Here is a 13,495-nt window from a genome sequence, read left to right as displayed (position 1 = left end):
GTTCTGGACAAACCGAGAGTACTTTGTCTTATTTTTTTTGTCTACTTTTTTGCTTACACATACTTTTATACATCATCGGCGAAGCCTTGCATTCACCGGCTAAATTCGTGCATTCACCGGGCAAAATCGTGCATTTACCTGGAAAATTCGTGCATTCACCGGCTAAAGTCGTGCATATGTTTAGGAAAGTAGGGCATAAAACTTTTATAGAAGGGGTATTTTTCCTCTAAAAAGTGATTAAATGGCTGTGCTGATAGTCATTTGGTATCAAAGTGAGCAAAAATAATATCATTTTTAATAAAAAACAGAAATTGAGTAAGGTTTTTTCATAAAATTAGCCAAATTTTTTTACTAATTTATTTGAAAACCTGCAGGGGTATATTAAAAATAAGGCTCATTGTTGCCTTTCCTTAATTTGATTGAAGCAAAAGGCACGACACCTGGGGAAAGCGAGCGCCGGCAGTGAAAAATCAATGCCAAAAAAAAAGAGGTTGTCCCGTTTTTATGGGATAACCTCTAATACTTATTATGAAAAGAAGTGACCAATGAAAAGGCCAACTGTGAGTAAAAATCCGAAGATAGTATTTGTTTGAGCAGTAGCTTTCATTGCAGGCATCATTTGTAATGGCATTGTTTTACCGATAAACCCTTTTGTTGCCTTAATTGCTTTTGGGATACTAAGCAAAACGAGTGCTGCCCAGGGGGAAGCCGTTCCATTAAAAATAAGTGCCAATACCCAAAGATAAGAGAGGGTAAATGAAGCTCCCAAAAGATTAATGGCTCCTCTTCTTCCGAGAAGGATAGCAAGTGTTTTACGCCCATTTTCTTTGTCACCGTCAAGGTCACGAATGTTGTTGGATAATAAAATTAGATCAACCAGAACCATAACTGGTATTGAAACCAAGACACTAGTTTTGTCAACGAAACCTGTCTGAATAAAGAAAGAAATCAGTATAATCAGGAGCCCCATAAAAAATCCTGCAACAAGCTCTCCAAATGGTGTGTAGGCAATGGGAAGTGGACCGCCAGTATAAAAGTAGCCCGCAGCCATGCATACCAAGCCCACTAAAGCGAGCCACCAGCTGCTGTTTTGACAAATGTATATTCCTAATAAAAGGGCCAATCCGTAAAAACTAAAAGCGAGTCTAATAACAGTTTGTGGCTTTATTCCGTCACGAACAATTGCCCCGCCTATACCTACTGAATTCTCATTATCCAGTCCGCGCTTAAAATCAAAATACTCATTAAACATATTAGTAGCTGCCTGGATTAACAGACTTGCCACAAGCATCGCAATAAAAACTCCAAAATGAATTTTTCCATGTCTCCATGCAAGAGCAGTACCCAGCAATACGGGAACAAAAGCGGCAGTCAAGGTATGCGGGCGCATTAATTGCCACCAAACTTGAAATCCGCGGTTCGCTTCCACAACAGGTGATGAACTGTTCTGTAAATGTGACTGCATTAACGTTCTCTCCCTTTAATTATCTATATTTTCTTGCATTTATTGTGTATTTTTGTACTCCAAAACTAAGTTTATGGAAAGGATATCCCAGTGTCAAATACTTTTTTCCTATATACCATGGAAGGTAATTCCTTTTTGTTTGAAAAAGGCTTCATAGTGGAAAAATAAAAGAGGTAAATCTTAAAGTTTTTTAGCTCATTCGAATTTAAATCTTTAAATTCTGAATGCATAAGCAAAACTAGATCATCCGCCAAATAGACAAAGAATGCCAGGTTTTTTAATATATAATAAGGAATGAACTGGGGAATAGTGTAATCGGAGTTATTGACATAGTTACAATTGGAGTAGTATCTTAAAATAAGCTTAAAATGAATGGATAACAGCGTTTTGGCTGTTTTGGAGGGATTTTTTTGGTTACCATTCAAGAATCAGAACTTAAGGAAGGAATTTTGCTTGCCATTGACCGGGCGAAAAACGATGGAAGGCCTATTTTGGTAAGTGAGGTTCGACAAATAGCCCCAATCGATCCTTTACTATTTTATTATACAGGAAAAGAACGTTTTTATGGGGAACGGTTTTTTTGGAAAGACCCTTCGGATGAAATATACCTTGCAGGGAACGGAATAATAAACCAATTTCAGTCGGATCAGGCTACTGACCGCTTTTTTCATGTTGAAAAAGCGTGGAAGCGCTTTATTGAAAATGCGTTGATTGATAATCCTTATAAGGAAAATGGTGTTGGTCCGCTTATGTTTGGCGGATTTTCCTTCGATCCCAGCAAAGAAAAGTCCGGGCTGTGGTCCAAGTATGGAGATGCATTGTTCCATCTTTCTAAATACATGTTAAGTGTAATTAAAGGAAAAACTTATTTGACAACAAATGTTGTGTGTACACAGCATGATGATTTGTCCCTTTATCATAAAGTTATGCAAGAACGTGAGGAGCTGCTCAACTCTATACCTCTATCAATGAGTTCAGAGCTGCCCCATTTAAGCGACATGAAAGAAATTTCACCGGAGTCCTGGAAAGAAACGGTGGCTGAAATTTTGCCTGATTTAGAAAAAGGGTCATTAAAAAAAGTAGTACTTGCAAGGGAATTAAGATTGTTTTTTGAGGAACCGGCTGAACCGGAAGCAGCTTTATCCCATTTAAATAAAGCGCAGCATGAAAGCTTCATTTTCTCTTTTGAGTCTAATGGGGACAGCTTTATTGGAGCATCGCCAGAAAGATTAGTAAAAAAACAGGGAAAAAACATTTTTTCTACCTGTCTCGCCGGCTCAATTCGACGCGGGAAAACCGAGGAAGAGGACAGAGCCCTCGGTGACCAGTTATTAAGCGATCAAAAAAATCTTATTGAGCATCATTATGTTGTTGAAATGATCAGAGAAGCACTTGAGGAAACATGTAAAAGGGTAGAAATGCCGGATCAGCCTCAATTATTGAAAATCAGGGATATTCAGCATCTTTATACACCTGTTGTGGGTATATCGAAAGAAGATGCATCACTTATACAAATGGTTGAAAGGCTTCATCCTACTCCTGCACTTGGAGGTCTCCCAAAGTACGAAGCAGTGGAAAAGATCAGAAGTGTTGAGGAGCTTGACCGAGGATTTTATGCAGCGCCTCTTGGCTGGATGGATTATAAGGGAAATGGGGAATTTGCGGTAGCTATCCGTTCAGCCCTTTTGCAGGGAAAGGAAGCCTCCCTATTTGCTGGATGCGGAGTTGTATCTGATTCTGATCCTGAAAGTGAGTTTTTAGAAACAAGCTTAAAGTTTAGGCCTATGCTTAATGCGCTTGGAGGAAATCAATCATGAATCATCAGGAATCTTTAACCGCCTATACAGCAGCCTTTGTGGCTGAACTTGTTAATACAGGAGTAACCGATGTCGTCATAAGCCCTGGGTCACGTTCTACTCCCATGGCGCTTGTCATGGCAGAGCATCCTGGATTAAAAATTCATATTCATGTTGACGAGCGTTCAGCTGCCTTTTTAGCATTAGGAATTGCCAAAGCGACTGAAAGGGCTGTAGCAATATTATGTACATCCGGAACAGCAGCAGCCAATTACTTTCCAGCAGTGGCAGAGGCAAATCTTTCACGTGTCCCTTTAATTGTTATTACCGCAGACCGTCCGCATGAGCTGCGCGATGTGGGTGCACCACAGGCAATGGATCAAATTAATTTATACGGTAAGCATGTAAAGTGGTTTGCGGAGATGTCTCCTCCGGAAAAAACCAATGACATGCTTCGTTATGTCAGAACAACCTGTGCTCGTGCTGCAGCTACTGCCATTAAAGGTCCAGCGGGGCCGGTTCACCTTAATTTCCCTTTCCGTGAGCCGTTGATTCCAGACCTAAATCAAGAGACTCTTTTCCGTCTTGAAGAGAGGAAAGACCGTTATGTAAATATTCATCACAGTGAGTGGACTATTGACGATAGCCAATTTGAAGAAATAGCAAATCTCCTAAATAAGGAGGAAAAGGGGATCATTATATGTGGACAAATCTCAAGCCCGGAATTTGCCGGAGAAGTTACACGTCTTTCTGATACTCTGAACTTTCCTATTTTGGCTGATCCTTTATCCCAATTAAGGTCAGGAACGCATAACGATGAAAACATTATTGATACATATGATTCTTTTTTACGTACTGAAGATGCAAAAACAGCTCTAAAGCCTGATGTCATTCTTCGATTCGGTGCCATGCCGGTGTCAAAGGCACTTTCCATCTTCATAAAAGAAAATCATTCCGCTGTCCAATTTGTTGTTGATGGCGGAGGAGGATGGCGCGACCCAGCCGCACTGTCCACTGACATGATTTATTGTGAGGAAAGCCGCTTTTGCAAAAAAGTATCATCTCTTATTAATAAAAAACAAAACCATAGTTATCTGAATGACTGGAAAAAAGTAAATGAATTAACCAAGGCGTCCATCTCTATGGTAAAGGATTTTTCAGGTTCAAGTGAAAGCCGGCTTTTTTATCAGCTTGCCGATCTTCTTCCTGAAAAGGCATCTGTATTTGTAGGCAATAGTATGCCAATCCGTGATCTGGACAGTTATTTCCATAATAACCAAAGGCAAATTAAGGTGTTTGCCAACAGAGGAGCAAACGGTATTGATGGAACCATTTCAACAGCTCTTGGAGCAGCCCTATATTCAGGACCAATGTACCTTATATTAGGTGATTTGACCTTTTTCCATGATTTAAATGGTTTATTGGCTGCAAAGCTCTACGACATTGACTTAAATATTATTATTGTGAATAATAACGGCGGCGGCATTTTCTCCTTCCTGCCACAGGCCTCTTTGCCAAGAAACTATGAACTTCTCTTTGGCACTCCTATTGATCTTGATTTTGAGCATGTGGTACGGATGTATAACGGTAATTTTAGCAGAAGCGAAGATTGGGACCATTTCACTGCTGCGTTTCGTGAGCTATCTCCTCGGAAGGGGCTTAATGTGTTTGAAATAGTGACAAATAGGGACAAAAGCAGGGACGAACATCGAGAAATGTGGAATTCTGTTTCCCGGGAAATATCTAAATGGGTAAATGGAGAACAAAAATGAACCTTTTAGTTGAAGGTATTCATTATCATGTAGAACAATGCGGATCGGGATTTCCACTGCTGGCCCTGCATGGTTTTACGGGAAGCTGTTCAACGTGGACTCCTTTTTGCAATAATTGGGGCCAGCATTCTCGTCTGATTATGCCAGATATTATTGGTCATGGTGAAACGGAATCACCAGAAGACTACAAGCGGTATGATATCCATTCTGCCGCCAGGGATTTAAATTCCCTTTTAGATCAGTTGGGTATTGAAAGTGCCGATGTTCTTGGCTATTCAATGGGGGGACGCCTGGCATTGACTTTTGCTGTTCTCTATCCTGAAAAGGTAAGGAAATTAATCTTGGAAAGTGCATCTCCTGGTCTTGCTTCCTCGCAGGAAAGAGTAGAACGTTGTATGAAAGATGGCGAACTTGCCAACTTTATTATAGAAGAAGGCGTGCCTCCGTTTATCGAACGCTGGGGAAATATCCCCCTTTTTAAAACAATGAAGGGGATTCCAAAGGAGGCACAGGAGGCTGTCAGAGAACAGCGGCTTTTTAACAGCCCAACAGGACTTGCGAACAGCCTGCGGGGAATGGGGACAGGTTCCCAGCCTTCGTGGTGGGAAAGTTTAAAGGATATATCCTGCGAAGTCCTTTTACTGACCGGTTCTCTTGATAAGAAGTTTTGTATGATTGCTGAAAAAATGCAAAAAGAGCTGAAAAATGCACGCTGGGTTACTGTTTTAGAAAGCGGGCATGCAATTCATGTGGAGAAATCGGAAAAGTTTGGTACAATAGTTAGTGAGTTTTGTCGAATACATAATAAAGGAGGAGTTCATTTTGACAGTTGAATGGGTTGCAGAAAGAAAATATGAAGATATACTTTATGAGACTTATAATGGAATTGCAAAGGTCACCATTAATCGTCCGGAAGTTCACAATGCTTTCCGTCCAAAAACAGTTATGGAATTAATCGATGCTTTTGCCTATGCACGAGATGATGCGAGTGTAGGTGTGATTGTGCTGACAGGAGCTGGAGATAAAGCGTTCTGTTCAGGCGGTGACCAAAGAGTACGCGGTCACGGCGGCTATGTTGGTGAAGACGAGATTCCTCGTTTGAATGTTCTTGACCTTCAGCGTTTAATCCGGGTTATTCCTAAGCCGGTTATTGCTATGGTAAAGGGCTATGCAATTGGCGGGGGACATGTTCTCCATGTCGTTTGTGATTTGACCATTGCAGCAGATAATGCTCGCTTTGGACAGACAGGACCTAAAGTTGGAAGCTTTGATGCAGGATACGGCTCTGGTTATCTAGCAAGAATCGTAGGCCATAAAAAGGCTCGTGAAATTTGGTTCCTTTGCCGCCAGTATGATGCGCAGGAAGCTCTTGATATGGGTCTTGTTAACACCGTTGTTCCTCTTGATCAGGTTGAAGAGGAAACCATTAAATGGTGTGAAGAAATCCTTGAAAAGAGCCCAACAGCTATCCGATTCCTTAAAGCTGCATTTAATGCAGATACTGATGGATTGGCTGGTATCCAGCAGTTTGCCGGAGACGCAACACTGCTTTATTACACAACGGATGAGGCAAAAGAGGGAAGGGATGCGTTCAAGGAAAAACGCAAACCAGACTTTGGCCAATTCCCTCGTTTTCCTTAATGAAAAATGCAAGTGCGATAGGCAACAACAAACAGCTTGGTGGATTTTCCATCGAGCTGTTTTTGCCTATAAAATAAAAATCGGCGCATATACATAGGAATTCAGCGCATAAGATCCATAAATCGGCGCATAGAGATAGGAATTCCGTGCATAAGATCCATAAGTCGGCGCGTAGACATAGGAATTCTGCGCATAAGATCCATAAGTCGGCGCATTGAGATAGGAATTCTGCGCGCAAGATCCATAAATCGCGCGTAAACTACGGAATTTCGCCCGCAAGGTCCATAACAGTTAAATGATTAAATTATGTGATGGTGATAAATCAAATGAATCAAGAATTGATGCCAAACTTTTTGAAAAAAAGAGCGTTTCTTACACCTGACAGAATAGCTTTATATTTTGATGGACAGGCTCTGTCATTTAAAGATTTATATGACAAATCCTTTGAAACTGCAGGCAGGCTTACAGCTTTCGGAGTAAAGAAGAAGAGCTTTACTGGAATTCTGCTGACAAATCATATTGATACAGTATTTATTTTATTTGCCCTGCAATTAATCGGGGCCCGCGCGGTGATGCTTAATAACAGGCTTTCTGCGAGAGAATTGGAATGGCAGCTGAAAGATTCTAAAACTGACATTGTCATTGCCGATGCTTCTTTTTCTGTAACAGAAAGCCTTAAACGGAGCCAACTTGGTCAATGCAATATAGTCACTAAAGAAGAACTTTGGAGTAAATCAGCTGAAATCTTTAAGGCAGAGGAAGAGATTGATTTAGCCGACATTTGCACCATTATGTATACATCGGGAACAACAGGCAACCCAAAGGGCGTTATACAAACGTATGGAAACCACTGGTGGAGTGCAACAGGGTCTGCTTTGAATCTAGGAGTTATGGACTCCGATTGTTGGCTTTGTGCGGTTCCTATCTTCCATATAAGCGGTTTTTCTATTCTTATGCGGAGTGTTATATATGGAATGAGCATCGTCCTTCATGAAAGCTTTGATGTTTTAAAAACGCTAAGTGATATAGAACAGAAAAGGGTCACCATCATGTCGGTGGTCTCAACAATGCTTACGAGGATAACGGATTACCTCAATGGTGAACATCTTCCAGCACATTTTCGCTGTATGCTGCTTGGCGGAGGACCAGCTCCCCTTCCGCTGCTTGAGACTTGTGCCGACTTTGGTATCCCCGTTTTTCAGTCGTATGGAATGACGGAAACTTCTTCTCAGATTGTTACCCTCGCTCCTGAGTACAGTCTTGCCAAACTGGGATCAGCAGGAAAAACTCTATTTCCTTCACAAATAAATATTCTTACGACCGAAGGAAAAAATGCTCAGCCAGGAGAAGCAGGAGAAATTATTGTAAAAGGGCCAAATGTAACGCCAGGTTATTTGTATAGGGAAGATGCAACAAAAGAAAAGTTCAGGAATGGCTGGCTTCATACCGGGGATATAGGATATCTGGACGAAGAAGGATTTTTATTTGTCTTGGACCGCCGTGATGATTTAATTATTTCTGGGGGAGAAAATATTTATCCCGCGGAACTAGAGGGAATACTCTTGGGTCATTCTGGAGTGACGGAAGCCGGGGTTATCGGTATACCTGATGAGAAATGGGGCCAGGTACCAGCAGCTTACGTTGTCATAAGAGAAAGTGCTGATGTGACTGAAGAGGAGTTAATTGAGTTTTGTTCCATCCGAATGGCAAGATATAAAGTTCCAAAAGAAATTCATACAATTGAAGAACTTCCGCGCAACGCAGCTAAAAAACTTTTAAGAAGAAAATTAAGAGAGCTGTGGGAAGCCGGAAGGGAGAAATAATGAAGATTTCTTCAATTATTTTGTATGTTATTCAAATGCCGCTTAAAGCTCCTTTTACCACCCATTTAGGCACTGTATCGGAGAGAGAAGGCATCATTATTGAGGTCATTGATGAGGATGCCATCAGAGGCTTTGGTGAGGGCGTTGCCTTCTCTTCTCCCTGGTATACAGAGGAAACCGTTAAAACCTCACTTCATGTAATAGAGGATTTTCTAATTCCTCTTATTCTTAACAAAGAAATCAGCCATCCTAAAGAACTGTTAAGCATCCTGGAGCCCATCAGAGGAAATCATATGGCGAAGTCTGCCCTTGAAACAGCAGTTTGGGATTTGTATGCTAAAAGAAGTGAACAGCCGCTATCAAGGCTTCTTGGAGGCACTAGTGATAGCATACCCTCAGGTGTTGTGGTTGCAACGGCAAGTATCGCTGAGGCACTCTCTCAAATAGAGACTAATTTGGCAGAAGGCTATCGCAGATTCAAAGTGAAAATTCAGCCAGGCAGGGATGTTGAGCTGATCTCAGAAATACGGCGCCAATATCCTGATCTTCCGTTGATGGCGGACGCCAATTCAGCCTATAGTCTTTCGGATGTAGAGCGATTAAAGGCTTTGGATGAGTACAATCTAATGATGATCGAACAGCCGTTGGGTTTTGATGATATAATCGACCATGCCTGCTTGCAGAAGTCAATTCGCACGCCTATTTGTCTCGATGAAAGCATCCATTCTCTTGAAGATGCGAGGGTGGCGATAGAACTCGGCAGCTGTAAAATTATTAATATTAAAATGGGCCGCGTGGGCGGGCTGACTGAGGCTAAACGTATACACGATTATTGTCTGGAAAAAGAAATTGATGTATGGGCTGGAGGAATGATTGAATTTGGAATATCAAGAGCCCATAATATAGCTCTTGCCTCTCTGCCTGGATTTACGATTCCTGGCGATATATCTTCTTCTAGCAGATTCTGGGAGGAAGATATAATATTGCCGGAGGTTATTGTTGAAAACGGATATATTAAAGTTCCTCAAGAAGCGGGAATTGGATTTGATATAAATCAAAAAAGGCTTCAGGAAGTGACCGTTTTAAAAAAGATCTATAAAAATTAAACGGCCTCTGTCAGTCGAAGATCTATAGACGAACCATCACAGCCAGGGATCTATGAAGTTTTTCTCCAAGACATCTTAGAGAAGGGCTAAGGGGCAAGCCCTTATAAGTACTAATTCCGTAAATGATCTCCACTGGGCAACGTAAAAAATGCACACGAAATTTCACGTGTGCATTTTACTTTTTATATTTGTGGTTCGAAGGTTTTGCAGTCGGTTTCCTTTTGGTCATCTGCTGTACTTCCGGTATGGCTGACAACATAGATTTGGTCTGCGCTGCATTTGTTTCCATTTGCCCAGTAAGTACAGTTATTGACTTCACATAATACATCCTTGGCCATTTGTATCACCCCTTTAAAAGGATACATTAATAGCTTCGGAAAATTGGTCTTTAAATATCCCTGCCAGATACAGTCTATTCTGGAGATTGGTCTGCCCTTTTTCTGCGCAAGTAGCGTTTGTCATTCATAAACAGGCTCCAAAAATAGATAAATCCCGGAAAGAGAATAACAAAGCCAGCGATATACATGATAAAGACTGCATGAAATGAAGAAGGATCTGTAAATGCTGAGTGTACCGTCACGTAAGGATAAACGATATAAGGTAAATGAGCTCTTCCGTATACGTAACTTGCGGCTAAATATTGCAGAGTAACAGCGATAACTGCAAGTCTTGGTTTTCCTTTAACTTTTCCCGATGGGAGGAACAGACCTAGACCTCCTATAAGGAAAAAAAGCAAGGATAGTAAAAGAAACGGAAAATTATCCATCATTTTATTGTAAAGCCAGCTAGATTCAGTTCTCAGGGTGAGCATGATAAAGACAGCCATTAATAATGAAATAGGCCCTAAAATAATGGCATCTCTTCGGTAGACCTTATAAGCATCAAGCTCTTCTGAAGCCTTGGAATAATCTGCTAAAAGTAAAGAGGATAAAAATAATGTACTGCTAATTGCGAAGCCAAAAAAGGCATATTCATTTGGACTTGAAAAAAGCCCGGCTAAATCAAGGGTTTCTTTTCCTCCGATTACATAAACATAATTCCCATGAGTAATTGGCAAAACGCTAATTAATAATCCGGGAATTAGGATACCGGTTATGCCAGAAATATAAACTAGAATTTTTTCATATTCCTCCACAAAATGTGAAAAAACCAAAAAGGCACTTCGAATCGCTAATAAAATCAGAATCAGGCTTCCGGGAATTAAAAGAACAGTACCAAGCGTATATGCCCCTTTTGGAAACATACTATAAACCGCAACTACAAGGGCTACAATAAAGGTATTTGTAACCTCCCAAGTAGGTGATAAATATCTATTGGCAACCGTAGTTGCTTTTGTTTTGGCATGATTAATATAAATCATTGACCAAAACCCTGCTCCAAAATCCATTGTGGCCATCACCGCATATATGAAAACAAACCCCCATAGAATGGTGACGGCCAAATATACGTCAGACATTGCGACTCCTCCTTAGGAATTTGACCCAAATAAGGGAACTCCTTTTTGCTCTGCCCTGTTAAGGTCATCAGCAACTGTGTTTTTCTTGAAGTAATGAAACAGAACAAAAATAACGGAAAAGGCCAATATGGCATAAACAAGAACAAATAATACAAACAACGTGCCAATATTAGTGGAAGTTGTAACAGATTGGGCAGTCGTAAGCATATGGTAGATCGTCCATGGCTGCCGTCCTGTGCAAGCAAAAATCCAACCAAATTCAATGCCCATAACCGCCAAAGGCCCTGAAGCTACATAAACCCAAATAAGCCATTTTGGAAATCGGTCCTTTTTGAGGACTTTTCTCCAAAGCAATCCTCCAAAAGCTATTACAATCAGCAGGGAACCAACTCCAACCATTGCATTAAATAGTGTGTGCGCAAATAGAGGAGGCCAATCACTTTCCGGAAAATCATTTAAGCCTTTTACCTTCGTATCAAAACTGTTCCCCGCTAAAAAGCTTAATGCCCAAGGTACTTCCAAGCCCCATTTAACAGACTGAGTTCCCTTATCGGTCAGACCCCCAATAGTCAGTGGGGCATGAGTCTGCGTTTCAAATAATCCTTCTGCTGCTGCAAGCTTTTCCGGCTGGTAACGATGTAAATATTGTGCTGATTCGTGGCCATTTAATGCAGTAAGAAGTGAAAATACTCCTCCGATTACTAAACTAACCATTAGGGCCTTTTGATGAAATTTATAGACCCTTGAACCAAAATCATTTTTCAGCATTTTGAACGCGGAAACAGAAGCGATGATAAAGGCTCCAACGATATAAGCAGAGAGAGCAACATGCCCTGAGGTAACTAAAAAGCTCGGATTGAAAAATGCTTTCCATGGATGGACATCAACGATCCTGCCATTTACAATTCGAAAGCCATCCGGTGTTCCCTGGAAAGCATGGACATTTGTAATTAAAACAGCAGAAGCCAATGCTCCTATGGCAACTGATATAAGGCTGACAATTCTCATCCAGGGGCGAATGCGTTCAGCCGCATAGACATAGATGGACATGAACAGTGCTTCAATAAAAAAAGCGTATATCTCGATCTGGAATGGCAGCGCCATTACTTTTCCAATGACAGCCATAAATCCAGGCCATAATAACGACAATTGCATACCTGCAATGGTTCCAGTTGGTATTCCAACTCCCAGTTGAACAGCAAAAACCTTTGTCCAGCGCTTGGCCATTACGGCATATTCCTGGTCTTTTGTTTTTTGGTACAGCAGTTCAGCTGTCAAAATCATCAAAGGCAGTCCAACACCAATTGTCGCGAAAATAATATGAAATGCCATTGTTGTACCAAATAGCGATCTTGCCAGTAATAAATCACTCATTTACATGTTCCTTTCTTAAAATGTACTCTTTGCCAATAGTGTTAACATAAGGGAATGAGATTATGTAAAACTTCCCACGCAGCCGAACAAAAATAAAAGCCCCCAGAAAAGGGAGCCTTAATTGTTAAGTGCAATTTTTAATGTATCCAGATTTTTTTTCATAAGCGTAATATATGTCTCTTTATCTTTAATGTTTTTATTGGTGAGAATAGCAAGATTATGAATAGGCAGGGCTTTAATTCCTGTTTCTTTTTCAACAATTTCACCAAGCTTGGAATTAACATTTTGTTCAAATAGTATATATTTCAGGTGTTCTTTTTCAACTGCTGAAACAATTCCTTCGAGTTTTTTCTGAGATGGTTCATTTGCTGTTGAGAGTCCGGCTATACTGATCTGCTTAATTCCATACCTGGTTTCCCAGTAGCCAAAAGCTGCGTGGGTAACGATAAATTCTTTATGCACGGCATTGTCTGCTGTTTTTTTAAAATCCTGGTTCAGCTGGTCTAATTCGGCTGCAAGTTTATTATAGTTTTGGTTAAAATAATCCTTTTTCCCTGGCATCTTCTTTATCATGGCGTCCTTAATGGAAGCAGCCATTTCTTTTGAGTAAACCGGATCCAGCCAAACATGCGGGTTAACATCGCTATGCCCATCTTCTTCATCAGCATTTTCCTGGTTTTTTGGCAGTTTAAGGTTTGCGGCAGCAGCAAGCATAGTAACATTTTCGTTTTTTAAGGTTTCCTTTGCCTTTTCAACAAAGCCCTCAAGCCCTAGTCCTATATAGATGAATAAGTCTGCATCTGCTAAATTCATCATATTCTTTTGAGAAGGTTCAAAGGTATGCTCATCTGACCCAGGAGGATATATAGTGTCGACCTTAACATATTTTCCGCCAATTCTTTCTGAAAAGTATTGAAGGGGAAAAACGGTGGTGTAGACGGATAAGACATTTTTCTTTTTTTCTGAAGAACCGTTACTCCCTGAACATCCAGACAAGATAAGGCCAAAGGCCAGTACGAGGGAAAAAACGAGCGATAAGTTTTTCATATTAGTCTCCTCAAT

General features: G+C 40.7%; 12 protein-coding genes. 7 read left to right on the top strand and 5 right to left on the bottom strand.

Annotated features, from left to right (window positions below; all coding sequences use genetic code 11):
* Window positions 1–230: hypothetical protein (locus AC3WR0_RS03360; protein ID WP_492550972.1), on the top strand; the 230-nt coding region annotated here is incomplete at its 5' end.
* Window positions 231–526: 296 nt separating this feature from the next.
* Here the strand turns inward: AC3WR0_RS03360 and AC3WR0_RS03355 are convergent.
* Window positions 527–1,465 (bottom strand): 1,4-dihydroxy-2-naphthoate polyprenyltransferase, encoded by a 939-nt coding sequence (locus tag AC3WR0_RS03355; protein WP_492550971.1) that lies wholly within the window; start codon window positions 1,463–1,465, stop codon window positions 527–529.
* 410 nt (window positions 1,466–1,875) lie between these two features.
* Between AC3WR0_RS03355 and AC3WR0_RS03350 the strand changes: the two genes are divergently transcribed.
* From AC3WR0_RS03350 to menC, 6 genes are all read left to right on the top strand, one after another.
* Complete coding sequence (locus AC3WR0_RS03350; protein ID WP_492550970.1) at window positions 1,876–3,282, top strand: isochorismate synthase; 1,407 nt, start codon at window positions 1,876–1,878, stop codon at window positions 3,280–3,282.
* Window positions 3,279–5,033: a 2-succinyl-5-enolpyruvyl-6-hydroxy-3-cyclohexene-1-carboxylic-acid synthase gene (gene menD, locus AC3WR0_RS03345; protein ID WP_492550969.1), complete on the top strand. Its 1,755-nt coding sequence runs from the start codon at window positions 3,279–3,281 to the stop codon at window positions 5,031–5,033. Before AC3WR0_RS03350 ends, menD begins: the two co-directional genes overlap by 4 nt.
* The gene (menH, locus tag AC3WR0_RS03340; protein ID WP_492550968.1) at window positions 5,030–5,866 is read left to right on the top strand and encodes a 2-succinyl-6-hydroxy-2,4-cyclohexadiene-1-carboxylate synthase; all 837 of its coding nucleotides are present in this window, start codon (window positions 5,030–5,032) and stop codon (window positions 5,864–5,866) included. Before menD ends, menH begins: the two co-directional genes overlap by 4 nt.
* The gene (gene menB, locus AC3WR0_RS03335) at window positions 5,856–6,674 is read left to right on the top strand and encodes a 1,4-dihydroxy-2-naphthoyl-CoA synthase (RefSeq protein ID WP_492550967.1); all 819 of its coding nucleotides are present in this window, start codon (window positions 5,856–5,858) and stop codon (window positions 6,672–6,674) included. The genes menH and menB overlap by 11 nt, the downstream gene beginning before the upstream one ends.
* A 326-nt stretch (window positions 6,675–7,000) precedes the next feature.
* The gene (locus AC3WR0_RS03330; RefSeq protein WP_492550966.1) at window positions 7,001–8,497 is read left to right on the top strand and encodes an o-succinylbenzoate--CoA ligase; all 1,497 of its coding nucleotides are present in this window, start codon (window positions 7,001–7,003) and stop codon (window positions 8,495–8,497) included.
* Window positions 8,497–9,603, top strand: a complete 1,107-nt coding sequence (gene menC, locus AC3WR0_RS03325; protein ID WP_492550965.1) for an o-succinylbenzoate synthase — start codon at window positions 8,497–8,499, stop codon at window positions 9,601–9,603. Before AC3WR0_RS03330 ends, menC begins: the two co-directional genes overlap by 1 nt.
* A 182-nt stretch (window positions 9,604–9,785) precedes the next feature.
* Here menC and AC3WR0_RS03320 read toward each other — a convergent pair whose 3' ends face one another.
* From AC3WR0_RS03320 to AC3WR0_RS03305, 4 genes are all read right to left on the bottom strand, one after another.
* Entirely contained in the window at window positions 9,786–9,941 is a 156-nt protein-coding gene (locus AC3WR0_RS03320; RefSeq protein ID WP_081680108.1) for a DUF1540 domain-containing protein, read from the bottom strand.
* A 74-nt stretch (window positions 9,942–10,015) separates the two neighbouring features.
* Window positions 10,016–11,059, bottom strand: a complete 1,044-nt coding sequence (locus AC3WR0_RS03315; protein WP_492550964.1) for a cytochrome d ubiquinol oxidase subunit II — start codon at window positions 11,057–11,059, stop codon at window positions 10,016–10,018.
* Between the two features lie 12 nt (window positions 11,060–11,071).
* Window positions 11,072–12,433 carry a cytochrome ubiquinol oxidase subunit I gene (locus tag AC3WR0_RS03310; RefSeq protein ID WP_492550963.1) on the bottom strand — a complete coding sequence of 454 codons (1,362 nt, stop codon included), beginning with the start codon at window positions 12,431–12,433 and terminating at the stop codon, window positions 11,072–11,074.
* A gap of 117 nt (window positions 12,434–12,550) precedes the next feature.
* On the bottom strand, window positions 12,551–13,480 hold the full coding sequence (locus AC3WR0_RS03305; RefSeq protein ID WP_492550962.1) for a metal ABC transporter solute-binding protein, Zn/Mn family: 930 nt from the start codon (window positions 13,478–13,480) through the stop codon (window positions 12,551–12,553).
* Window positions 13,481–13,495: the final 15 nt, after the last annotated feature.

It is taken from the genome of Neobacillus sp. FW104-15D2, from assembly GCF_058790155.1.
The sequence above is the reverse complement of the archived record's forward strand: the minus strand, read 5'-3'. Positions and strand labels throughout refer to the sequence as shown.

What these genes read in the sequence shown, in the direction of transcription:
- AC3WR0_RS03355 (WP_492550971.1), bottom strand. Translation starts at nt 1,465, where the DNA reads ATGCAGTCACATTTACAGAACAGTTCATCACCTGTTGTGGAAGCGAAC.
- menD (WP_492550969.1), top strand. Translation starts at nt 3,279, where the DNA reads ATGAATCATCAGGAATCTTTAACCGCCTATACAGCAGCCTTTGTGGCT.
- menH (WP_492550968.1), top strand. Translation starts at nt 5,030, where the DNA reads ATGAACCTTTTAGTTGAAGGTATTCATTATCATGTAGAACAATGCGGA.
- AC3WR0_RS03330 (WP_492550966.1), top strand. Translation starts at nt 7,001, where the DNA reads ATGAATCAAGAATTGATGCCAAACTTTTTGAAAAAAAGAGCGTTTCTT.
- menC (WP_492550965.1), top strand. Translation starts at nt 8,497, where the DNA reads ATGAAGATTTCTTCAATTATTTTGTATGTTATTCAAATGCCGCTTAAA.
- AC3WR0_RS03320 (WP_081680108.1), bottom strand. Translation starts at nt 9,941, where the DNA reads ATGGCCAAGGATGTATTATGTGAAGTCAATAACTGTACTTACTGGGCA.
- AC3WR0_RS03315 (WP_492550964.1), bottom strand. Translation starts at nt 11,059, where the DNA reads ATGTCTGACGTATATTTGGCCGTCACCATTCTATGGGGGTTTGTTTTC.
- AC3WR0_RS03310 (WP_492550963.1), bottom strand. Translation starts at nt 12,433, where the DNA reads ATGAGTGATTTATTACTGGCAAGATCGCTATTTGGTACAACAATGGCA.
- AC3WR0_RS03305 (WP_492550962.1), bottom strand. Translation starts at nt 13,480, where the DNA reads ATGAAAAACTTATCGCTCGTTTTTTCCCTCGTACTGGCCTTTGGCCTT.